This window comes from Kribbella sp. NPDC026596 (assembly GCF_040638415.1).
GTDB lineage: Bacteria > Actinomycetota > Actinomycetes > Propionibacteriales > Kribbellaceae > Kribbella.
This window is the reverse complement of sequence record NZ_JBEZYF010000006.1, coordinates 207,939-229,682: the sequence shown is the minus strand read 5'-3', so window position 1 is coordinate 229,682 and position 21,744 is coordinate 207,939. Positions and strand designations below refer to the sequence as shown.

Annotated in this window: 23 protein-coding genes; 10 read left to right on the top strand and 13 right to left on the bottom strand. The window is 68.2% G+C overall.

The genetic code is table 11. The annotated features are described in order from the left end of the window. Positions 1 to 288: 288 nt before the first annotated feature. Positions 289 to 1,323, top strand: a complete 1,035-nt coding sequence (locus AB0E63_RS07565) for a patatin-like phospholipase family protein (RefSeq protein WP_360362868.1) — start codon at positions 289 to 291, stop codon at positions 1,321 to 1,323. A gap of 103 nt (positions 1,324 to 1,426) precedes the next feature. On the opposite strand, the gene AB0E63_RS07560 is transcribed toward AB0E63_RS07565, so the two are convergent. The 6 genes from AB0E63_RS07560 to AB0E63_RS07535 all read right to left on the bottom strand — a co-directional run bounded on the left by AB0E63_RS07560 (position 1,427) and on the right by AB0E63_RS07535 (position 7,161). Next, on the bottom strand, positions 1,427 to 2,848 hold the full coding sequence (locus tag AB0E63_RS07560; RefSeq protein ID WP_360362866.1) for a glycoside hydrolase domain-containing protein: 1,422 nt from the start codon (positions 2,846 to 2,848) through the stop codon (positions 1,427 to 1,429). Beyond that, positions 2,746 to 4,527 carry a glycoside hydrolase domain-containing protein gene (locus tag AB0E63_RS07555; RefSeq protein WP_360362875.1) on the bottom strand — a complete coding sequence of 594 codons (1,782 nt, stop codon included), beginning with the start codon at positions 4,525 to 4,527 and terminating at the stop codon, positions 2,746 to 2,748. The genes AB0E63_RS07560 and AB0E63_RS07555 overlap by 103 nt, the downstream gene beginning before the upstream one ends. A gap of 20 nt (positions 4,528 to 4,547) precedes the next feature. Continuing rightward, positions 4,548 to 4,844, bottom strand: a complete 297-nt coding sequence (locus tag AB0E63_RS07550; protein ID WP_360362864.1) for a hypothetical protein — start codon at positions 4,842 to 4,844, stop codon at positions 4,548 to 4,550. 90 nt (positions 4,845 to 4,934) lie between these two features. After that, complete coding sequence (locus AB0E63_RS07545; RefSeq protein WP_360362862.1) at positions 4,935 to 5,441, bottom strand: hypothetical protein; 507 nt, start codon at positions 5,439 to 5,441, stop codon at positions 4,935 to 4,937. Next, on the bottom strand, positions 5,438 to 6,274 hold the full coding sequence (locus tag AB0E63_RS07540) for a phosphotransferase (protein ID WP_360362861.1): 837 nt from the start codon (positions 6,272 to 6,274) through the stop codon (positions 5,438 to 5,440). The genes AB0E63_RS07545 and AB0E63_RS07540 overlap by 4 nt, the downstream gene beginning before the upstream one ends. Positions 6,275 to 6,315: 41 nt before the next feature. Then, entirely contained in the window at positions 6,316 to 7,161 is an 846-nt protein-coding gene (locus AB0E63_RS07535; RefSeq protein WP_360362859.1) for a nucleoside hydrolase, read from the bottom strand. Between the two features lie 100 nt (positions 7,162 to 7,261). Between AB0E63_RS07535 and dapD the strand changes: the two genes are divergently transcribed. Together dapD and AB0E63_RS07525 are read left to right on the top strand one after the other, a co-directional pair. Next, positions 7,262 to 8,200 (top strand): 2,3,4,5-tetrahydropyridine-2,6-dicarboxylate N-succinyltransferase, encoded by a 939-nt coding sequence (gene dapD / locus AB0E63_RS07530; protein WP_360362857.1) that lies wholly within the window; start codon positions 7,262 to 7,264, stop codon positions 8,198 to 8,200. Positions 8,201 to 8,297: 97 nt separating this feature from the next. Next, positions 8,298 to 9,269, top strand: coding sequence for a hypothetical protein (locus AB0E63_RS07525; RefSeq protein WP_360362855.1), 972 nt, complete (start codon positions 8,298 to 8,300; stop codon positions 9,267 to 9,269). Positions 9,270 to 9,313: 44 nt separating this feature from the next. Here AB0E63_RS07525 and fdxA read toward each other — a convergent pair whose 3' ends face one another. Next, entirely contained in the window at positions 9,314 to 9,640 is a 327-nt protein-coding gene (fdxA, locus tag AB0E63_RS07520) for a ferredoxin (protein ID WP_131285641.1), read from the bottom strand. Between the two features lie 127 nt (positions 9,641 to 9,767). On the opposite strand from fdxA, the gene AB0E63_RS07515 reads away from it, so the two are divergent. Continuing rightward, positions 9,768 to 10,694: a GNAT family N-acetyltransferase gene (locus tag AB0E63_RS07515; RefSeq protein ID WP_360362853.1), complete on the top strand. Its 927-nt coding sequence runs from the start codon at positions 9,768 to 9,770 to the stop codon at positions 10,692 to 10,694. Here the strand turns inward: AB0E63_RS07515 and AB0E63_RS07510 are convergent. Continuing rightward, positions 10,676 to 12,052, bottom strand: a complete 1,377-nt coding sequence (locus tag AB0E63_RS07510; RefSeq protein WP_360362851.1) for an MFS transporter — start codon at positions 12,050 to 12,052, stop codon at positions 10,676 to 10,678. The two genes, AB0E63_RS07515 and AB0E63_RS07510, sit on opposite strands and share 19 nt — an antisense overlap. Positions 12,053 to 12,265: 213 nt before the next feature. Here AB0E63_RS07510 and AB0E63_RS07505 point away from each other — a divergent pair, with 213 nt between their 5' ends. Continuing rightward, on the top strand, positions 12,266 to 12,703 hold the full coding sequence (locus AB0E63_RS07505) for a type II toxin-antitoxin system PemK/MazF family toxin (RefSeq protein WP_360362849.1): 438 nt from the start codon (positions 12,266 to 12,268) through the stop codon (positions 12,701 to 12,703). Between the two features lie 44 nt (positions 12,704 to 12,747). Here the strand turns inward: AB0E63_RS07505 and AB0E63_RS07500 are convergent, their stop codons facing one another. From AB0E63_RS07500 to AB0E63_RS07480, 5 genes are all read right to left on the bottom strand, one after another. Then, positions 12,748 to 14,526 (bottom strand): VanW family protein, encoded by a 1,779-nt coding sequence (locus tag AB0E63_RS07500; RefSeq protein WP_360362847.1) that lies wholly within the window; start codon positions 14,524 to 14,526, stop codon positions 12,748 to 12,750. 137 nt (positions 14,527 to 14,663) lie between these two features. Continuing rightward, entirely contained in the window at positions 14,664 to 15,179 is a 516-nt protein-coding gene (locus AB0E63_RS07495) for a flavin reductase family protein (RefSeq protein WP_360362845.1), read from the bottom strand. 72 nt (positions 15,180 to 15,251) lie between these two features. Beyond that, positions 15,252 to 16,163, bottom strand: coding sequence for an N-acetyl-1-D-myo-inositol-2-amino-2-deoxy-alpha-D-glucopyranoside deacetylase (gene mshB, locus AB0E63_RS07490; protein WP_360362843.1), 912 nt, complete (start codon positions 16,161 to 16,163; stop codon positions 15,252 to 15,254). Positions 16,164 to 16,206: 43 nt separating this feature from the next. Beyond that, positions 16,207 to 16,503 (bottom strand): LuxR C-terminal-related transcriptional regulator, encoded by a 297-nt coding sequence (locus AB0E63_RS07485; RefSeq protein WP_360362841.1) that lies wholly within the window; start codon positions 16,501 to 16,503, stop codon positions 16,207 to 16,209. Between the two features lie 151 nt (positions 16,504 to 16,654). Beyond that, positions 16,655 to 17,023 (bottom strand): NUDIX domain-containing protein, encoded by a 369-nt coding sequence (locus AB0E63_RS07480; RefSeq protein WP_360362839.1) that lies wholly within the window; start codon positions 17,021 to 17,023, stop codon positions 16,655 to 16,657. Positions 17,024 to 17,072: 49 nt separating this feature from the next. Here AB0E63_RS07480 and AB0E63_RS07475 point away from each other — a divergent pair, with 49 nt between their 5' ends. From AB0E63_RS07475 to AB0E63_RS07455, 5 genes are all read left to right on the top strand, one after another. Further along, entirely contained in the window at positions 17,073 to 17,699 is a 627-nt protein-coding gene (locus AB0E63_RS07475) for a hypothetical protein (RefSeq protein ID WP_360362837.1), read from the top strand. A 107-nt stretch (positions 17,700 to 17,806) separates the two neighbouring features. Continuing rightward, positions 17,807 to 18,109 (top strand): hypothetical protein, encoded by a 303-nt coding sequence (locus AB0E63_RS07470; RefSeq protein WP_360362835.1) that lies wholly within the window; start codon positions 17,807 to 17,809, stop codon positions 18,107 to 18,109. Between the two features lie 79 nt (positions 18,110 to 18,188). Next, a complete protein-coding gene (locus AB0E63_RS07465) occupies positions 18,189 to 18,989 on the top strand; it encodes a hypothetical protein (protein ID WP_360362833.1) in 801 nt (266 codons plus the stop codon). A 31-nt stretch (positions 18,990 to 19,020) separates the two neighbouring features. After that, positions 19,021 to 20,898: a fumarate reductase/succinate dehydrogenase flavoprotein subunit gene (locus AB0E63_RS07460; protein WP_360362831.1), complete on the top strand. Its 1,878-nt coding sequence runs from the start codon at positions 19,021 to 19,023 to the stop codon at positions 20,896 to 20,898. Beyond that, positions 20,895 to 21,647 (top strand): succinate dehydrogenase/fumarate reductase iron-sulfur subunit, encoded by a 753-nt coding sequence (locus AB0E63_RS07455; protein WP_360362829.1) that lies wholly within the window; start codon positions 20,895 to 20,897, stop codon positions 21,645 to 21,647. The genes AB0E63_RS07460 and AB0E63_RS07455 overlap by 4 nt, the downstream gene beginning before the upstream one ends. Positions 21,648 to 21,744 lie beyond the last annotated feature (97 nt).

Genomic DNA, 21,744 nt, shown 5'->3' with positions numbered 1-21,744 from the left:
GCTGGGGGGACAACCCCTCAGTTGGAGGGTTGCCCCCTGAGATTCTCAGTGGGCAACCCTCCACCTGAGGGGGCAACCCCTGGAATCGTGCACGGGTGTGGATCTGGCTTAGTTGGCGCCTACCGGGTCGGCGGGCTGCTAGCATTTCGGCGATCGTGATCTATCGGCGGGAGGTGAGACCCATGTACGCAGTGTCCGCAGTGGGTGCTCCCCCGCAGTGCACGATCGCGCGACTGAGGTAGTCGCAACTGGGAGCGCCCGACAGGCAACTCGCGAAAGGCGACTCCCATGAACACAACACCTTCTTCTTCGGCTCCGCGCATCAGCTCGACGACCACCACTTCCGATGGCATCGCGGTGCCGCGAACACCACGGCACGGGAATTGGCCGATGCCCGATCAGCAGGCCGACGCCACACGACAGGCGGCCAACCCGAATAAGCGAGCCTTGGTTCTCGCCGGCGGCGGAGCGGCAGGCAATGCTTGGGAGCTCGGTCTCATCGCCGGCCTGTCCGCTGCCGGGGTCGATGTCACCGAGGCCGATCTCATCATCGGTACGTCGGCAGGATCGACGGTGGCTGCCCAGATCACCAGCGGGACACAGCCGGCCGAACTGTATGCGGCCATCCTCGCCGAGGTGCCTCGGCCACAGCCCAGCGACGCCGGATCGGCCAGCGGACGCGCCGTAGGTCTCTCGCAGACCTATCTGGAGTGGTCGAACGGAATCATCGGCTCTGCTCAGGATGCGTCCGACATGCGCCGCAGGATGGGCGCCGCCGCGCTCGAAATGGATGCTTCCGACGGCTCCGACCAGACGCGCTGGCGCGACATCGTCGCGGCTCGGCTTCCCAGCCGGCACTGGCCGCAACAGCGTGTGCTCATCACGGCTGTCGATGCGCAGACCGGGGAACCGGTCGTGTTCGACCGCCACAGCGGAATCGAGCTGGTGGACGCCGTCGCCGCCAGCACCAGCAACGGTTTCGGTCCCGTCCCTCCCTACCGCATCGGCCAGAACCGATACATCAATGGCGGCTACCGACGCAGCGAGAACGCCGACCTGGCGGATGGGTACGGGCGGGTGCTGGTGCTGTCACCGTTCAGCGGCAGGACGCGGATGCCGCTGGAGTGGGGCATGGACCTCGCGACCCAGGTCGACGAACTACGCGCAGGGGGCAGCAGGGTCGAAACCGTCTTTCCGGATGGCGGCGCCGGCGATGTGTTCAACGCCAATGCGATGGATCTGTCAACGCGTCGGCAAGCCGCGCGGGGAGGCTACGACCAAGGCCGAGCCCTCGCGGACCTGCTCGCCGAAACCTGGCGCTGACTCCGGCCCACCGTCGCCAGTCCGCCGTGCCGAACACAAGGCGGTCGGGGCGGACGGTCGACACCGTCCGCCACCGACCGCAGTTGTCGTGACGCCTACTTGGTCAGGTGAGGAGCTCGATTTGGCTGAGGCTGAGGTCAGACGTCGAGGCTGTGATCACCAAGCGGTAGTGGGCGTACGCGCCCGGTGTTGCGATCGTGAAGGGGCGGGTCTGGCGGCGCCACGTGAACGACTGATAAGCGCGGTCGTCCAGGACGGACCAGGTTGTGCCGTCGGTGGAGGCCTCTAGGCGCCAGGAGGTTGGGTCGCCTTCGGATGAGCCGGACGTCAGGGTGTAGAAGGCGGCCGTGCCCGGTTCCGACAGGGACCAGGTGATGGTCGGCGTCTCCGTGTCGAAGTGGGTTTCGGTTGACGAGTCGTCGTCGAACAGGGGGTGGTCCTGGCGTGGGACCAGGTCGACCAACGGGGCCGGGACCTCGTCGTCAACCGTGAGCGCCGGTGGGGAAGACAGGGTTCCCCAGTCGGACGGTTCCGGGCCGAGGACGAAGTCGAGCTGGCCGGCCGCGCGCAGGTCGGCGTCGGTGATGGATGCTGTCGGCAACTGCTTGCCGTCGGCCCTGACCTCCTGCACGTACGGGTGCTCGTGACGAGAGGCAGTGATCACGATCGGGGCGCCGCCGAGAGGGGTGACCACCGTCCGGGAGAACAGGGGTGAGCCGATTGCGTACTCCGGTGCGCCGACGCGGAGTGGGTAGATGCCCAAGGCTGCAAAGAGGTACCACGCCGACATCTCGCCGTTGTCCTCGTCGCCTGGGTAGCCCTGGCCGATCTGCTCGCCGACGTACAGGCGCTGCAGGACCTCACGGACGATCGCCTGCGTCTTGTGCGGCGTACCGGCGTAGTTGTACATCCACGCGATGTGGTGCGCCGGCTGGTTGCTGAAGCCGAACTGGCCCATCCGGACGGCCTGGGCCTCGAGCATCTCGTGGATGACGATCGAGTAGGTGCCCTTCTTCACGGCCAGTTCCGGCGTCGCGAAGAACTCGTCGAGCTTGGCTTCCAGGCCGCGCGGACCGCCGTACAGGTTGGCCAGGCCGCGGCCGTCGTGGGCGACGTGGAAGGCGAAGTTCCAGCCGTCGGTCTCGGTGAAGTCGCCGCCCCACTCACACGGGTCGAACTCGTCGGGCGTCTTCGCGAACCGCCCGTCCGGCCGCCGGCCCTGGAAGAAGTTGATCTCCGGGTCGAACAGCAGCACGTAGTTCAGCGAGCGACGACGCAGGTACTCCGCCTCTTCCCGGAGCTGGGCGCGACGGTCAGCAGAGACTGTGGGATCGTCGGCCAACTGCGAAGCCATCAGCGCGAGACCGAAGTCGTTGAGGTACGCCTCGAGCGCCCACGACACGCTTTCCTCGGTGTCGGTACTCACATAGCCGGCGAAGAAGCCGGTCGCCACACCCTTCCGCCCGACCTCGGTCTCGGTGGGCGCCACGGTCGCGTTGCGCAGACCAGCGTCGTACGTCGCCAACGGGTCCGGCAGCGAACACCCTTGAGATACGCATCGGCGAACGCGACATCGGAGCTCGTCCCGGTCATGCAGTCCGCGTACCCCGGCGACGACCAGCGAGCGATCCAGCCACCGTCGCGGTACTGCTGCACGAACCCGTCCACCAGCTCGGCGGTCAGCTCCGGGTAGAGGAACGCGTACGCCGGCCACGCGGTCCGATACGTGTCCCAGAAGCCGCTGTTGACGTACATCTTCCCCGGCTTGACGACCGCGTTGGTCTCGCGGTCAGTCGCCGTACCCTCGGTCGGCAGCACCGGGCTGGCGTAGCGATGGTCGGGGTCGTCGTTGGTGCCGGCGTTCTCGAAGTGGGAGTTCGGGTAGAGGTTGAGGCGGTAGAGGTTGCCGTAGACCGTGCGCAGCTGCGGCTCGGTCGTGCCCTCGGGACGGATCACCTGCAGACGCTCGTTCCAGGCTTCGTTGGCGGCCTGCTGGACGTCCTCGAGGCTGCGTCCGTCGAGCTCGAGCTCCAGGTTGTGCCGGGCCTGGTCGACGCCGATGAACGACGTCGCGATCCTCAAGGTCACCTCTGACCGATCGAAGGTCGCCGCCCGGGCGTTGTCCCGACCGCCGGTGGTTGGTCCGAAGGTGGACGGGGTTTCGGAGAAGAGGCCGTAGCAGTACATCCGGGTCCGGCCGGTCTCCGAACCGTTCTCGACCCATCCGGTCAGCGCGGTCCCGTCGTACCCGAACGCGCCGCTCTCGTCGATCGTGTCGAAGACGAGGTGTCGACCGGCCGCATCATCGGGGAACCGGAACCGGAAGATCGCGCCGTGATCGGTCGGCGCCAGTTCCGCGCGTACGCCGTTGCTGAGGGCAACCGAGTACAGATCCGGCCGGGCGATCTCGTCATCGTGGCTGAAGGCAACAGCCCGTGCCGCCGGATCCCCCAGCGGGTCAGCCGATGCGACCGGCATGATCGTGAGCTGATCGCGATCGCCCATCCACGGGCTCGGCTGGTGGGAGAACGTCAGCCCCTGCAGCTCCGGCCGGTTGTCGGCGTTGTTGGTCCGGTGGTACTCGTACGGCCACCGGTGCGTGGACGCGTCCGTCACGGGCGTCAGGAAGTTGAACCCGTTCGGCCAGGCGGTGATCGGGAGCGTGTTGCCGCGGGAGAAGCCGTGGCTGGCGTTGGTGCCGCGCCGGGTGTCGACGTACGCAACCAAGTCCGACCCGTCGAGCCGCGCCGGAGCCTGCGAGATCTCGAGGTCGTCGATCCACCCTTGGAACGCCGAATCCGGCCCATCAACGACCAGCAGCACCTGCTCGACCGTCTTCCCCGCAACCGCCGAGAGTTCGACCTGCACATCGTTCCACTGGTCGGCGTACAGGATCTTGGCCGCACCCTGACCCGCCGCGTCGAACGGCATCTCGTACTGATCCACGACCCCGGCCTCAGACAGCCGGGACCCATCGGTGAACACCAGGTCGACCGCCGCGTACGTCGCCGCGTACGTCAGCTGCTCGTCGAGCTCCGGGTAGATCTTGTACCGCAACCGATCCCCGGCCGCCACCACAACATCAACCCCCGGCAGCACCCCCTCCTGCCGCCCACCGGCCCCCGCAAACCGGATCGCGTCAACACCACTGAACCCAGCCCGCGGGCTGGTCGCCCCACCCGGCCCTCCACCTATCTCGATCATCACGGCCGCAATGCTACGTATCAGTGCGGCGGAGGCGGTGGAGTGTTCCCATCCTGGACCCAGGACACGTAGTCGCGGGCGATTTCTTGGTCCCCACGTAAGTGCAGGCCGGCTGCTAGGGCTCGGGTGTTGTCCAGTTGGAAGGTGCCGTCGTTGGTGCCGTTGTGGGGGAGGTGGAAGCGGTCTTCCTCGGGGGACCAGTTCATGGCGGGTGGGTTGGGTACGGCGGAGCGCCAAGCTGCGGCGAGGTCCGACATGGTGTTGGTCGGGCTTACGGCGTTGAAGGGGCCTGGCAGCCGATTCACGGTGATCTTCACAAGGAAGGCGGCTAGGTCTCGGGCATCGATGTATTGGATGGGTTGGGTGGGGCGGGCGGCGCATTCCATCGTCAGACCATGGGCCAGGGCCTAACCCCAGTTGCCGAAGTCGGGGTTGTAGGGGCCGACGACGGAGCCGGAGCGTACGGCGGAGGTTCGGGGGCCGAACACTCCGGCCAACAGCGACTCGCAGCGGACCTTGGAAGGGCCGTAGAGGTCCATGGTGAAGTGGTCCTCGGGGGCGCCGGATGGCCAAGCCAGCAATGGTGCGGACTCGGTCATGCCCGGGGCGGCCTTGCTCGCGTAGACGGCGATCGACGACATGTACGTGTAGTGCGCGCAGCGGTCGCGGAGGAGCGACGCGCTCAGGCGGACGTCGTGGACCAGGAAGCCGGACATGTCGATGACGCCGTCCCACTCCCCCGTTGCGAGTACGCCGGGATCCGCGCGCTCACCCGTCAACCGGCGTACCGCGGGAAACAACGAAGGATTCGTACGCCCGCGATTGAACAGCGTCACGTCGTGACCGTCGCGGAGGGCGGCCTCGACGACGTGGCGGCCGAGGTTCTTGGTGCCACCGAGGACGAGGAGCTTCACGCGAGCTGCTCCACGAGACCTTCGAGCTCGGCCAGCAGCGGATCGATCCAGTCCTCGGAACCGGGGATCGTCCGCAGACCCTCCGCGATCACGAAGTCCAGCGCGCGCAGGCAGAAGCAGGCACCGCCGACGAGCAGCTGCCGATCGACCAGGAACGGGTCGGCTCCGGCGCTCTCGACGTACTGCGCCACGATCGGTCCACGGTCGTGGCCGAGGGCAACGGCATCGCGGATCAGCGTGTAGAGGTCGCTGAGGTGCGGCGCGAGGTACACGAGCGGCCAGTCGACCGCGGTCCACCGGGTGCCGTCCGTGACCAGATTCTTCGGCACGAAGTCGCCGTGGACGACACCCAACGGCGCCTGCTGGTGGAGCGCGGCCAGTGCCTCCGTCAACGGCGCGACATCGAAGGAGATCCGGCCGATCCGGTCAGCCAGTTCTTTCACGTGCTCCGGCGCGAAGCCGGTCGGTCCGGAAACAGCATGGCTACGGATCTCCGCGAGCAGCCCAGCGGCGGCCAGAAACCCCTCCGCCGACGGCTCCTGCTCAAGCGTGACCCGCCCGACGTCCGCGAGTACCAGTACGCCGTCAGCCGCCCAGATCAGCTCTGGAGCCGGCAACCCGAGCGGTATGACGAACCGCTCGTACGCCGTCCCTTCACCGGACTGCGCGTCCGTACCGCGCTTCACGATCACGCTGCGGAGGCCGTAGGACAGGCGCCACACCTCCGACGAGCCCCACTGGCGGAGGAGCTCTCCGTGCAGCGCGTCCGCCGATGGGGCCTGCGTCGCCTGGAGGACTGGTTCGGACACGGTCTCGAGCCAGGCGGGAAGCATTCGACGAGTAGATCACAACCGGCCGCACGCTCGCCGTCGAATTATCCGGTCGCCCGGCAGGCCGTGAGGATGCGGTCCACGATGCGCCGCCCGACCCGGCCGGCGTCGAGATCGGTGACGATCCGGTGCGGCCCGTCGCCGGGGGTGAAGCGCGTGCGGCCGGTCGGGTCGACCTCGATTCGGCCGGTCGCGAAGGTGAACAGCTCCGGGTCCGTCAGCATCAGTACGGCGGCCGGATCGTGTGGCACATTGGAGTCCTCGGCGTTGAACCTCCAGAACTGCCGCATCTCCGCGGCGAGCAACCGACCGAGCGGCCCCGCGGCCTCGATCTCCGCGACCGCCGCGCCGCCGAGCCGGATCCGGGTCGTCTGATCGAGCCCGATGACGGTCGCCGGGATCCAGCTGGCGAACACCACCGCGGCCGCGTCGACATCGCACTTGATGTTGTGCTCGACCTTGCTCAGCGAGAAGTCACCGCCCATCAGAAACAACCGCTCGACAGCCCGCGCGGGTCGCTCCACGGCTTCGGCCACGTTGGTGAGCGGCCCGACCGCGACCACCGTCGGCGAGGTCGCGAGTACGTCGATCGGGTCGGCCCGGGTGTCGACCTTCTCCCGCTCGAGGTCCGGCAACAACGCGCCCTCGTGGCCCGCCCACCAGACCGCCCGGCCCGATCGGGTCTCAGCGCGCCCCGCAACCACCAGCTCCGGCTCCCGGCCGGCCACGCCGCCCACCCGCGCGACCATCCTTGCCCTAAGCAACGTATCGCCGTACACCGTGGTCACGGCGGCCAGGTCGAGCTCCGGTGAGCCGAAGATCGTGGCCAGAGCCAGGACGTCGTCCACGTCCGAGCCGATGTCGGTGTCCAGGGTCAGAGCGGTCGTCATCGGCATCCTTCCGGTCGGTGGCGCCGGTCACCGGGCGGGCGAGGCGCTCGGATAGCGGTCGGGTTCGATGGCCCGGTCAGCAGTCTGGCAGGCTGTGGGTATGACCGAGAACGCCACGCACGCCTGGGGCTTCGGCCTCGCCACCGTCACCGCCGCCGGAACCGTCCTCGACGTCTGGTACCCGGCCCCCGAGCTCGGCGCCCAGCCGGCCGACGCCAAGGCCCCCGCCGAGCTGATCGCGGCCGAGGGCAACGACGAGCTCCGGCAGGTACGGCGTGAGGTCGTGGCGGCCGAGATCACGCTGGACCAGGCCCCGGCCGGCACCGCGGACGCGTACCTGCGGCTGCACCTGCTGTCGCATCGCCTGGTCCGCCCGCACGGCCTCAACCTGGACGGCATCTTCGCCGCCCTGCCGAACAACGCGTGGACGTCGCTCGGCCCGGTCCCGGTCGAGGAGATCGAGCAGGTCCGGCTCCGGGCCCGCGCGGCCGGTCAGCACCTGTCCGTGACCAGCGTCGACAAGTTCCCCCGGATGACGGACTACGTCGTACCGAGCGGGGTCCGGATCGGCGACGCCGACCGGGTCCGGCTGGGCGCGCACCTGTCGTCGGGGACGACGGTGATGCACGAGGGCTTCGTGAACTTCAACGCCGGCACGCTCGGTACGTCGATGGTCGAGGGCCGGATCGTGGCCGGAGTGGTGGTCGACGACGGCAGCGACATCGGGGCGGGCGCGTCGATCATGGGCACCCTGTCCGGCGGCGGCACGCAGGTCGTCTCGATCGGCAAGCGCTGCCTGCTCGGCGCGAACGGCGGCACCGGGATCTCGCTCGGCGACGACTGCGTGGTGGAGGCCGGTCTCTACGTGACCGCCGGCACCAAGGTCACGCTTCCGGACGGGAGTGTGGTGAAGGCCCGCGACCTGTCCGGGCAGCCCGGTCTGCTGTTCATCCGCAACTCGATCACCGGTGCGGTCGAGGCGCGGCCGCGCAAGGGTGAGGGCATCACGCTCAACGAGGCCCTGCACGCCAACGCGTGAGTCGCGCCAACCAATGTGAGCCTGTGCACGTCAACCACTTCGTGACCTCTCGATCGGAACCTGTCCCCCGCCCCCGCACGTTGGGACCCGTATGCCGATGAAGCGGGGTGCCGTGGTTGCCCTGGGCGCCGTAGCGGCGCTCAGCCTGGCTGTCGGCGTCGGCATCGCGTGGATCGGCGGCAAGAACATGGGGTCGATCCTGCCGCCACCGGAGCAGTGCGAGGCCACGGTCAGCGGCCAGACCGTCGTCCTCGATCTGGAGCAGGCGGAGTCGGCCGCGATCATCGCGGGCGTCGCCGTACGGCGTGGGCTGCCGGCGCGGGCGGCGACGATCGCGCTCGCGACGGCGTACCAGGAGTCCGGGCTGCGGAACCTGGCGCACGGGGACCGCGACTCGCTCGGGCTGTTCCAGCAGCGGCCGTCGCAGGGCTGGGGCACCGAGGCGCAGGTGCGGGATCCGCACTACGCGGCCGGGAAGTTCTACGACGCGCTGGTGAAGGTGAAGAACTACCAGAAGCTCGCTGTCACCGTCGCGGCCGACGCGGTGCAGCGCAGTGCGTTCCCCAACGCGTACGCCGACCACGAGGCGGACGCCCGCGTCCTGGCGTCGGCGCTGACCGGACAGTCGAAGAGCGTCTTCAGTTGCACCGTGAACACGTCGTCGGTGCCGGCGGAGACGATGGGCCGCAGCGGGCTGACGCCGAGGGCGGACGCCGTACGGACGGATCTGATCCGGACGTTCGGGAAGTTGTCGACCGGCGGGTACGCGGCGGGTGGCGTGCGCTCGGGGCACATGGAGGGGTCGGCGCACTACGACGGCCGGGCGGTCGACGTATTCGTACGGCCGATCTCCGCGGCGAACACCACCAAGGGCTGGGCGATGGCGCAGTACCTGGTCGCGCGGGCGGACGTGCTGAAGATCAAGACGGTGATCTTCAGCGACAAGATCTGGACCGCGGGCGGGCGCTCGGACAGCGGCTGGCGGGACTACACCCCACCCGAACGCTCCGGCGACCCAGCCATCCTCCGCCACCTCGACCACGTCCACGTAGACGTCCTGGAGCAGTAGCGGGGCGCCCACCGGACGCCCCGCTTCAGTAAGTGCTCAGACGATTACTCGTCGTGTTCCTGCGGGGGCAGGGCGGCGATGAAGGGGTGGTCCTTGTCGATCTTGCCCATCTTCGACGCGCCGCCGGGGGAGCCCAGGTCGTTGAAGAAGTCGACGTTCGCGGTGTAGTAGTCCTTCCACTGCTCCGGGGTGTCGTCTTCGTAGTAGATCGCTTCCACCGGGCAAACCGGCTCGCAGGCTCCGCAGTCGACGCATTCGTCGGGGTGGATGTACAGCATCCGGTTGCCCTCGTAGATACAGTCGACGGGGCACTCCTCGACACAGGCGAGGTCCTTCAGGTCAACACACGGCTGCGCGATGACGTAGGTCACTGCTACTCCTCCTATGGCAGGCAAGCGCAGCTGAGACTCTGGGTGCTGCGATGCGGTGATGCTGTGTTTGGTGCAGGGTCTCTAGTATCACGGTAGTACTTCGCCCACTCTGCCAGGAGTCCGCATCGTGTCAGGCCTGCAGGCCCGTGATATCGGCCACCGTGTCGTCGTCCGGCACCGGATTCCGGGCGGCCTCACCGATGTGATCGGCGTACTGCAGTCCTGGGACCCGACCAGCCTGGCTGTTCGCCACGCTGACAGCAGTGTGCACCAGATTGATGCCGATGAGGTGACAGCGGCGAAAACTATCCCCGAGACCCCACTGCGGCCGGTGGACGTCGAGCAACTCTTCCTCAGTACCGCACTGGGCCGCCCCGCGGTCGAGACGTCGTACGTCGGTCACTGGTTACTGCGGGCATCGGCCGGCTGGACCGGCCGGGGCAACTCGCTGCTGCCGGCGGGAAGCCCCGGGATGCCCGTGGCCGAGGCCCTCAAGCACGCTGAGGCCTTCTACGACGAGCGCGGACTGCCCCCACAGGCCCTGATCCGGCTCGGTAGCCCGGAGGCGGAGGAGTTCCGCGCCCTCGGCTGGATCGACGCCCGTCCCGAGCAGTCCGACGTACTGGTCCTGCACACCACGCTCGACCACGTGAACGCTGCGCCGGAGTACGACGTACTGATCGCCGAGCACCCCGAAAACGCTTGGTACGCCGCCGCCTTCGACGGACCGGTGCCCGAGCCCGCGCCGAAGGTGTTGGAGGGCGCACCGAAGGCGGTCTTCGCCTCGATCAGCTTGGACGGCCGGACGGTGGCAGTTGGGCGTGGATCCATGACAGGCCACTGGCTTGGCGCCGATGCGATCCGCGTCGACCCGGCGTACCGGCGCCGTGGGCTGGGCTCCGCGATCCTGCAGGCTCTGGCGCGCTGGTCCGGTCCGTTGGGCGGTCGCCGTACCTATCTGGAGGTGCTGGAGGAGAACGCGCCCGCTATCGCCGCCTACGGGCGGCTCGGCTACCGCGAGGCGTACCGCTACCGCTATCTGACCAGCCGCTGAGCCGCACCCGCCCCGACCAGCGTCAGCACGACAAACCCGGCTAGTACGACGCCCAGCGCGCGCTCCGGGTCAGTTGCGAGCGCCGCATAGGTGGAACCGGCCAGAGCGACGCCCAGTGCGCCTGAGAGCTGAGCGTTGGTGGCGACAACTCCGGAGAGGTCCGCGGCGTACTGCGGGGACATGCTGGACGTGACCGCCCCGATGAGCGTGTTGGCGCTGATCCCGAGGCCCAGGCCGCCGATGCCCAGCAGTACGAACAGAAGCGCTCCAGTGCGGCCGCCCAGCAGCAGATAGGCCAGCACGGACAGATAGCCGGCCGCCAGGACCAGACAGCCGACGACCGGCATCCACCGCACTCCCCTGCGCAGTCTGGGCAGAATCGGGCCGGCCAGGCCGAAGGCAGCGACCCAGACGACCATGGCGAAGCCTGAGTACGCAGGGCCTTTGTGAAGGCCGTTCTGGAGGTAGAGGGCGAGCACGAAGAGTAGGGCGAAGTACGTGCCCGAGGTGCAGCCGTGAGCGAGCAGACCGGCCCGCACTGATGGGTTCCTCAGGACCTGGCGAGCGATCAGTGGACGACCACCTCGTGCGGCTGTACGGCGTTCGCCGTACTCGAAGAGGGCCAGGGCTGGGAGGCTCAGCAGGAGGCAGAGCCAGGACCAGGCCGGCCAGCCGCGCTCGGAGCCCAGCAGAAGCGGGACGATGACGAGCAGAACCGCAGTGGACAAGGTGAGTACGCCGATCAGGTCCAGGCGATCGCGATGCCCGGCCGGGTCGGCGGGGAGCTGGCGGCGCGCGGCGATCGCGAGGGCGATGCCGATGGGGACGTTGACCAGGAAGATCGGCCGCCAACTGGTGCCGAAGAGGTCGGCCGCGATCAGGACGCCGCCGAGAATCTGTCCTGCCACGGCACCGCCGGACAGGGCGATCGAGAAGTAGCCAAGGGCCTTCAGGCGGTCGCGGCCCTGGAAGTGCAGCTGGATGCCGCTGAGCACCTGCGGGACCATCAGCGCGGCGCCGGCGCCTTGGATGAAGCGGGCGACGACCAGGGTGACGATCTCCGGCGCGAGCCCGCACGCCAGCGAGGCTGCCGTGAACACGGTCAGCCCGAGGAGGAACGTCGTACGGTAGCCGAGCGACGCGCCGAGGCGTGCGCCGGTGATCAGGAGGACCGCGAAGGCGACGACGTACCCGGACACGACCAGGCCGACCGCGCCTTCGGACGCGTGCAGATCGGCGCCGATCGACGGTCCCGCGATGTTCGCGACCGCGGTGTCGATGTTCGCCATGAACTGGCCGGTGAGCAGGACGGCGAGGATCGCGTTCCGGCTGAGCGTTGGGGTCTGTGTGAGTGCCACACCGCTGGAACGGTGTGAGGCGGGTGAGATGTGAGGGCGTGCGTCTCGTCTAGGCATGTTGGTGCGGCTAGCGGTGGTCCAGTCGTTCGCTGGCAAGGCGGAGGAGGAGAGCGATGCGGAGCATCGTGCGACGACGACAACGCCGCCAGCGGGCGACTGGGGCGCCGCTAGACGTGCCAAACGTGCCTAGACGAGACGCTAGTCTCGGGTCCCATGGCGGATCACGTGGCTGAGCGGCCCGAGTACGCGGGGGACTTCGAGGGAACGGTGCACGTGGAGTACACGCCGCATCCGGACGACGGGGTGGCGGATCCGGGCGAGGTCGTGTGGACCTGGGTGCCGTTCGAGGAGGACTACACCCGCGGGAAGGACCGGCCGGTGCTCGTGGTCGGGTCGGACGGGCCGTTGTTGCTCGCGCTGATCCTGACCAGCAAGGACCACGACCGCGACGCCGCCGACGAGGCGCGCTGGGGGCGGGTCTGGCTGGACATCGGCAGCGGCCCGTGGGACAAGGAAGGCCGTCGCAGCGAAGTCCGCCTGGACCGCGTACTACGCATCGACCCGGCCCAGGTCCGCCGCGAGGGCGCCGTCATCGGCGAAGACCTCTTCAACCAGGTCGCCGCCGAACTCCACACCCTCCACCGCAACTGACTGTCCCGTCCCCACTTCAGGGGCGCGGCGGGGAGCCTGGCGGGTCACTGGGGGCGGCGGGGGGTGGTTTCCGTGGTGGGTTTGCCGAGGTTCGGCGGGGTGCTGATGCCGGGCGGTGGCGGGGTGGTGCCCGGCTTCGGGCCGCAGCGGATGTCGTCGGCGGCGTTGTACTTGGTGGTGAAGGACTCGGTCTTCTTCCGTACGCCGTTCTGCGCGAAGTACCGGAAGACGGTGATGTCGAACCCGGGGGTCGGCGCCTGCGCCCGGCAGTCGGGCGCGGTGTTGTAGACCACCTTCGGTGCGCGCGGGTTGGACTTCGCCGACTGCCCCGCGGTGATGTCCCAGACCTTGGTGCCCCAGATCTTCACCGTGATGGTGCCCTGCGTGCCCGGCGTGGACGCCTTGAAGATCGTCTGCACCAGGACCCCGTGGCCGGAGTCGTTCTGGAACTTCATGTCCACCGACCCCCAGGCGACCGTCGCCTCCCGGCCGATCGGGTAGCGGCTGATGTAGACGCTGTGCGCCTTGTGCTCGACATCCTTCAGCCCGGCGAAGAACGCCGCGTTGAAGGTGGTCGTGGCCGACTGCGACACGCCACCGCCGAGGTCGAGCACGAACTTCCCGCCACTGATGATGTTGCCCTCGGTGAAGCCGTTCTCCTTGGTCCGCTCACCGACGATCTTGTTCAGGCTGAACGTCTCGTTCGGCTTCAGCAGCGTGCCGTTGATCTTGGCCGCCGCGGTGCCGATGTTCACGTTGCGGTACGGCGCGTGCGGGAAGTGGGTGGTGAACTCCCCCATCACTTCCTTGATCCCGAGCGCGGTCACCTGCTCGGTCGTCACCGCCGCCTCGGTGTGCGTCAGCCCGACCGCGGCCCGGCGCTCGCCGGTCGGCTTGGCCAGGATGTCGAGGATCGCCGGCGCCACCTTGGTCCGGTCGACCACCATGCCGTCGACGGCCGGGATCACCCTCGGCCCGTTGCCGACGATCTGCACGGTCGCGTCCTTCGGCAACGTCTCCAGCGCCTTGAACCGCTGCTGGAACAACGGCTCCAGCTTCTTCGCGTTCAGCACCGGCGTGAGCTTGCCGCCGGGAAGCGTCACCGCCAGCGCCGGCGCGATCTCGGCCGGCTCGAGCTCGACCGACTTGGACCCGACGGTCAGCCGGATCGGGCCGGACATCGCCGGTTCGGCGTACTCCTTCATGGCCTTGTCGAGCGCGTCCGTACCGGCCTCCGGCTTGGTCACGCCGACCGGAAGGTCCTTCGCGGCGCCATCGGCGGGATAAGCGGCGAGCACCGCGTCCTCGGCCTTGGCGTTGTCCAGCTGCAGACCGTCGGCCGGCGCCTGCGGGACCGGCTTGGTGCCGTCGAACGTGATGGTGCCTTCGGTGGCCGGCCGGTTCACCTGGCCGGCGAGCTTCTGGACCGCGGCCTTCAGCTTCGCGTCGTCCTTGGTGACCACCGGCTGGATCGCGTCGCCGCCGGTCAGGCCGTGCCAGATCCGGCCCGGGGCCAGGCTGCGGCCCGCGCCCGCAGCGGCCACAGTGGCGGCCACGTCCACCGACAGGCCGGCGTCGGCCGGGTTCACCTGGAACTTCGAGTCGCCCGCCTTCAGCGCGATCGGCTGGCCCACCCGGTCCTGGAGACCGGCCTCGAGCTTGGCCTTGGCGTCGGACTCGGAGAGGCCGCCGACCGGGATGCCAAGGACGGTGGTGTCACCGGGGATCTTGTCGCCGGCGAAGGCGAAGGCCGCCCCGTATCCGACCACGAGCACACCGAGCCCCGCCGCGGCGATGATCCCCGCGAGCTGCTTTCTCCCCACCGGACAGAGTCCTCCTGCTCGAAGCCATGGACAGGCCGCTCCATCACGGATACGGCGCAGGCACAAGGGCACATACTACGGGACGGGGCATGCCCCTCAGACCGTTGGGGCAGGCCCGGGTTGCCCCATGATCACCGTCAGGCGTCGGGCAGTTCCCGGTAGTGACTGGAGTAGTAGATCAGCGCGCTCGGATCGGCGGGCTCGCCCAGCCCGAGGCTGAGCACCTCGCCGACCACGATCGTGTGGTCGCCGCCGTCGTACGTCGCCCAGGTCCGGCACTCGAGCCAGGACTGCGCGCCGTCGACCAACGGACACCCGGTCTTCGGGCCGGCCGCCGTACCGATGCCGTCGAACTGGCTGTACAGGTCGCGTCCGGACCGGGCGAACCGGTCCGCGATCGCCCGTTGGTCACCGGCCAGGACCGAGACCGCCCAATAGCCACAGTCCTGGACGGCGGCGTGCATCCGGACGCCCTTGTCGACGCAGACCAGCACCAACGGCGGATCCATCGAGACCGAGGTGAACGCGTTCGCCGTCATCGCGTGAGCCACGCCGTCCTGCAGCGTGCTCATGATCGTGATGCCGGACGCGAACCGCCCCAACGCGGCACGGAACTCCTCGGGCGCAACGCTCCCACTGGGTTCCGACGACACCCCAGCAGACTATGCCCGCAGGAAGGTTGACGCCTCAACCGAGCGTGTGGGAACGGTCACGCCGCTCGAGCTCTACAGGCCGGCGAAGAGGTCGTGCTCGACGCCGTCCGGGCCGGGCGCGGCCGTGCCCTTGACCAGGCGGTACGGCTCCGAGCCCCAGATCTGGTTGCCGTTGTTGTTCGACAGCGCGAAGAACGGGCCGTCGACGGTGATCTGGGTGGCGTGCGCCTTCATCGCGTTCATCTTGCGATCCAGGTACGCGGCGGCGTCGATCACGCAGTCGATCAGCCGATCCGGCGTGATGAACGGGCCGAGCGGGCCGTCGGGGTCCAGACCCTCGAAGGTCGTGGTGTCACCGGCCTCGCGCAGCTCGCGCAGGCTCGCGCGCATCCGCGACTCGGCCATCGCCGTCCAGTAGATCTTCGGGATGTCCCACGCCTCGCCGAGGTCCTCCCGGTACGAACGTGCGCCCGCCAGGGCAGCCGCGTACGTCGCGACCCGGTGGGCCTTGATGTGGTCGGGATGGCCGTAGTTGCCGTACTGGTCGTAGGTCACCAGCACCTGCGGCCGGATCTCACGGATGACCGGGATCAGGTCGTTGGCGGCCGCGAGCAGGTCGGCCTGCCAGAAACTGTCCTTCCGGGTCTCCGGCGGGACGTCCGCGTTGCCTTCGTCGTTGTAGATCATCCCGGTGTCGCGGTACTTGCCCGGAGCACCGAGGAAGCGGTGGTCGGTGACCCCGAGCTCGGCCATCGCGGCGGCGAGCTCACCGATCCGGTGCTCACCGAGCTGGTCGGTCTGGTCGGCGGCCAGGTGGACGAGGTCCGGGACGAGCACCTCACCCTCCTCACCGAGCGTGCAGGTGATCAAGGTGACGTGGGCGCCCTCGGCGACATAGCGCGCCATCGTGACACCGTTGTTGATCGTCTCGTCGTCGGGGTGGGCGTGCACCAGCATCAGCCGGCGATCCGGAAGCTCAACCATGCCGAAAGCCTACGTCGGCCCCCGGACAGAAATGGAAGGTCGCTCAGCCGAAGCGGCGGACCAGCAGGCAGCCGGCCTGGAAGCGGGACTTGGCGCCGAGGCCGAGGATCAGGGCACTGATCTCGGCTCGCACGGTGCGCAGCGACAGCCCCAGCTCGCGCGCGATCGCGGCGTCCTTCGCGCCGGTGGACATCATCCGGCCGATCGCCACCTGGCGGCTGGTCAGTTCCTTGACCGCCACCGGGCTCTGCCGTCGCGACCCCAGTTCGTAGACCTCGCAGACGACCTCCGGCGCGAAGTCCTCTCTTCGCACCGCAGGAACGGCCGGATACACCGACATGCCGCACTCCTCCCCAAGAAGTCTCAGGCAAGGATTCTCTCGGTGGTCCGATCCGCTCACCAGGTACAACCCATACAACTGACCCATACAGTTCCTCTGCGTGAGCCGGTGATGGCGTTCCGCACCCTCCGGCCGGTGTGACTTCTGCCACTCAGAGCAGGGTCCGCAGCTCCCGGACGAACGGCCGATCGGGCACCAGCCAGTCCATTTCGTCCAGTTCCGCCACCCCGAACCACCGGAGCTCGTCGTGCTCCCGCCGTACCGGCTCGCCGTCGACGATCGACGCCAGATACACGTGCAGCCGGTAGCGCTCGGAGATGTCCACCGCGGGTCCGAGCGCCGCTCCGACCTTGATCTCCAGGTCGAGCTCCTCGCGGATCTCCCGCACCGCGGCCTGCTCCTCGGTCTCCCCCGGCTCGACCTTCCCGCCGGGAAACTCCCAGCCGCCCTCCGGCCCCGGCCGGTACGCCGCCAGCACAAGACCACCCCGTACGACGGCCACTCCCACCACAATCTGCACGTCGTGACTCTGCCAGAAACTGTCGGTCAACCTCGGCAAGATGATCTCCATGCCGTTGCAGAACAGGGTTTTGCCCACCCAGGAGATCGTGGCCGAAGCCGGCCGCGGCCTCCTGATGGGCAACCGCGGCACCCTGCACAGCCCGGATCGCCGCCTCGGGACGACTCGTTGGCGCTCGAAGGCGTGGATCTGCTGCGTCCTTGACTGGAAGGGCGTTCAGCGCGATCCGATGCCCCCCGGACGCTGGACGGCATTGTTCTTCTTCGACGAAGCCGTCGCCCTCGCCGCCGGCCATCGCCCCTGTCATTACTGCCGTCGCAGGGATTTCCTCCTCTACGCGGGCGCCTGGGCGCGCGGCCGTGACCTCGACGAGCGTCCGCGCGCCGCCGCGATGGACGCCCAGCTCCACAGCGAACGTGTCGAACCGCGCACCAGGCAACAACGCACGACCATCCAGGAGCTCGCCACCCTCCCCGACGGAGCGATGATCCGGTACGACGGACGCCCGGCCCTCGTCCTGGACCACCAGGTCCTGCCCTGGTCCTGGCAGGGGTACGGCGATCCCCTCGAACCACCCGGGTTGCGCGAGGTCGCCGTCCTCACCCCACCGGCGAATCTCGTTGTGCTGCAGGCCGGATTCGTTCCATTACTCCACCCGTCAGCAGGCCGCAACTGAGGTGACCCTAACTGGGAACACGCCGTACCGAGGGGTCTTCCGTTGGGCGCCTGGCAGGGGCAAAGTGTGCCCATACTGACAGCTACATAACCATCACTGGAGTCGGCATGAGTGAAGGCAACAGCGGCCGTGAGGTCACCGCCGCAGTCGTCCGCGCGCTCGAAGGCCTGCACGCGGCCGTCGGCAAACTCAGCCAGGAGTACGGTGACACCCTCGGCATCCGCCGCCTGGTGTCCGACGTGGCCCGGCTGAACGACGACCTCGCAGAGCTCGGCCCACCCGACCCCAAGCACAGACCCGGACCGGTTCCGGAGGAACTCGAGGAGATTCCCGACGTGGAGTATGACGCGTCCATGTGGACAGACGCGGAGCATGAAGGCTTCGGCGCGCCGGACAGGCACGCTCCGTGACCGAGCGCAGCGAGGAAACCAATAAGCAGAGCGGCCTTTCGCCAGCAGAGTCGCCCGCAGCGAAGCGAGGACGACTCTGATGGCGACTGGGGTAAGCGCACCCGGTCGCGCACAGATCGGGCAGAAAACACTACGGACCGATCGCTGGTGGCTGGCGCCGCTGCGGATCGGCGTGATCCTGGTCTTCTTCGTGGTCTACGCGACGATCCGGATCTTCATGAACAAGTGGTACTGGGTCGACGCCTACCACTACCTCACACCGCTGTACTCGCCGTGTGTGACGGAGTCCTGCGTCCAGGGGTCGAGTCACCTCGGCACCTGGTTCCCGAAGTTCCCCGTGTTCATCCCGTTCGGCATCATCACCTTCGCGGTGCTGGCCGGCTTCCGGGGCACTTGCTACTACTACCGCAAGGCGGGCTACCGGTCGCTGTTCTTCGCACCGGCGGCCTGCGCGGTCCCGGAGCCGCACAAGAAGTACACCGGTGAGCGGAAGTTCCCGCTGATCGCGCTGAACCTGCACCGCTACTTCTTCTACGGCGCGCTGCTCTTCGGCCTGCTCAACGTGTACGACGGCATCCAGGCCTTCCACGGCAAGGACGGCGGCTTCGGCATCGGCCTGGGCACGGTGATCATCTGGGTCAACCTGGTGATGCTGTGGCTGTACACGCTGTCCTGCCACGCCTGCCGGCACATCGTCGGCGGCCGGCTGAAGAATTTCTCCAAGCACCCGATGCGCTACCGGTACTGGACCTTCGTGTCCACGCTGAACCCGAAGCACGGCACTTTCGCGATGGCGTCGCTGTTCACCGTGATCCTCACCGATGCTTACATCATGGCGCTGTCGGCCGGCTGGTTCTCCGACCTGCGCATTCTCAACTGACAGTGCTTAATTCTTAGGGATTTCTCCAGACATGACTGAGCTCGAACGACACTCCTACGACGTCGTCGTGATCGGGGCCGGCGGCGCCGGCCTGCGCGCGGCGATCGAGGCCCGTGAGCAGGGCAAGCGGACCGCGATCGTCTGCAAGTCCCTGTTCGGCAAGGCGCACACCGTGATGGCCGAGGGCGGTTGCGCGGCGGCGATGGGCAACGCGAACTCCAACGACAACTGGCAGGTCCACTACCGCGACACGATGCGCGGCGGGAAGTTCCTGAACAACTGGCGGATGGCCGAGCTGCACGCGCAGGAAGCCCCCGACCGGGTCTGGGAGCTGGAGACGTACGGCGCGCTGTTCGACCGGACGCCCGACGGCCGGATCAGCCAGCGCAACTTCGGCGGCCACACCTATCCACGGCTCGCGCACGTCGGCGACCGTACCGGCCTGGAGCTGATCCGCACCCTGCAGCAGAAGATCGTCTCGCTGCAGCAGGAGGACTTCGAGAAGACCGGTGACTACGAGGCCAACCTCAAGGTGTACGCCGAGTGCACGGTCACCGAGCTGCTCAAGGATGGCGAAGCGATCTCCGGCGCCTTCGGGTACTGGCGTGAGTCCGGCCGGTTCATCCTGTTCGACGCGCCCGCGGTCATCCTGGCCACCGGCGGCGTCGGCAAGTCGTTCAAGGTCACCTCGAACTCGTGGGAGTACACCGGTGACGGCCACGCCCTCGCGATGCGGGCCGGCGCGACGCTGATCAACATGGAGTTCATCCAGTTCCACCCGACCGGCATGGTCTGGCCGCCGTCGGTGAAGGGGATCCTGGTCACCGAGTCGGTCCGCGGCGACGGCGGCGTACTGAAGAACTCCGAAGGCAAGCGGTTCATGTTCGAGTACGTGCCGGACGTGTTCCGCGCGCAGTACGCGGAGACCGAGGAAGAGGCCGACGGCTGGTACAAGGACCCGGACAACAACCGGCGCCCACCCGAGCTGCTGCCGCGCGACGAGGTCGCCCGGGCGATCAACTCCGAGGTCAAGGCCGGCCGCGGTACGCCCCACGGCGGGGTGTTCCTGGACGTGTCGACGCGGCTCCCGGCCGAGGAGATCACCCGGCGGCTGCCGTCGATGCACCACCAGTTCAAGGAGCTGGCCGACGTCGACATCACCGCGGAGCCGATGGAGGTCGGTCCGACCTGTCACTACGTGATGGGTGGCGTCGAGGTCGACCCGGACACCGCGCAGTCCGTCGTACCGGGGCTGTTCGCGGCCGGTGAGGTGGCCGGCGGCATGCACGGGTCGAACCGGCTGGGCGGCAACTCGCTGTCCGACCTGCTCGTCTTCGGGCGCCGGGCCGGCATGGGTGCGGCGATCTACATCGACTCACTGCAGGAACGGCCGAAGATCGCGGAGGCCGATGTCGACGCGGCGGCCGTCGAGGCGCTGGCGCCGTTCGAGCTCGAGGGCGGCGAGAACCCGTACTCGATCCACCAGGAACTGCAGCAGTCGATGAACGACCTGGTCGGCATCATCCGCAAGGAAGAGGAGATGGAGCAGGCGCTCGGCCGGCTGGCCGAGTTCCGCGGCCGGATCGCGAAGATGACGGTGGAGGGTCACCGGCAGTTCAACCCCGGCTGGCACCTGGCGCTCGACCTGCGCAACATGCTGACCGTGTCCGAGTGCGTGGCGAAGGCGGCCCTGGAGCGGCAGGAGTCCCGCGGCGGTCACACCCGCGACGACTTCCCGGGCATGAACGCCGACTGGCGCAAGGTTCTGCTGGTCTGCTCACTGGATGCCGACGACTCGGTGAACGTGGTCCGCAAGGACCAGATCCCGATGCGCGAGGATCTGCTGGAACTGTTCGAGCTCGACGAGCTGAAGAAGTACCTCACGGAAGAGGAGCTGCCGGCCACATGAGTTACAAGGGCAAGTTCCGCGTTTGGCGGGGCGACTCCGAGGGCGGTGACCTCAAGGACTACGAGGTCGAGGTGAACGAGGGCGAGGTCGTCCTCGACGTCATTCACCGGCTGCAGGCGACGCAGGCGCCGGACATGGCCGTTCGATGGAACTGCAAGGCCGGCAAGTGCGGGTCCTGCAGCGCCGAGATCAACGGCATGCCGAAGCTGATGTGCATGTGCCGGATGAACACGTTCGGCGAGGACGAGGTCGTCACGGTGACGCCGATGCGCACCTTCCCGGTGATCCGGGACCTCGTCACGGACGTGTCGTTCAACTACCAGAAGGCCCGCGAGATCCCGGCCTTCAAGCCGCCAGCGGACGTCAAGCCGGGCGAGTACCGGATGCAGCAGGTCGACGTGGAGCGCTCGCAGGAGTTCCGCAAGTGCATCGAGTGCTTCCTGTGCCAGGACACCTGTCACGTGATCCGGGACCACGAGGAGAACAAGGAAAGCTTCTCCGGTCCCCGGTTCCTGATGCGGATCGCCGAGCTGGACATGCACCCGCTCGACGACGCCGACCGGCAGAAAGCCGCCCAGGAGCAGCACGGCCTGGGCTTCTGCAACATCACCAAGTGCTGCACCGAGGTGTGCCCCGAGCACATCAAGATCACCGACAACGCGCTGATCCCGATGAAGGAGCGCGTCGCCGACCGCAAGTACGACCCGATCGTCTGGCTGGGCAACAAGATCCGCCGCCGCCCAGCCTGACCCCAGCCCCACCCGCGAGCCCCTGACCCACCCGGCCAGGGGCTCGCCGCATCCCCACCTCACCCCACCCCCTCCCCTCCCTCTCCCGGCACAACCC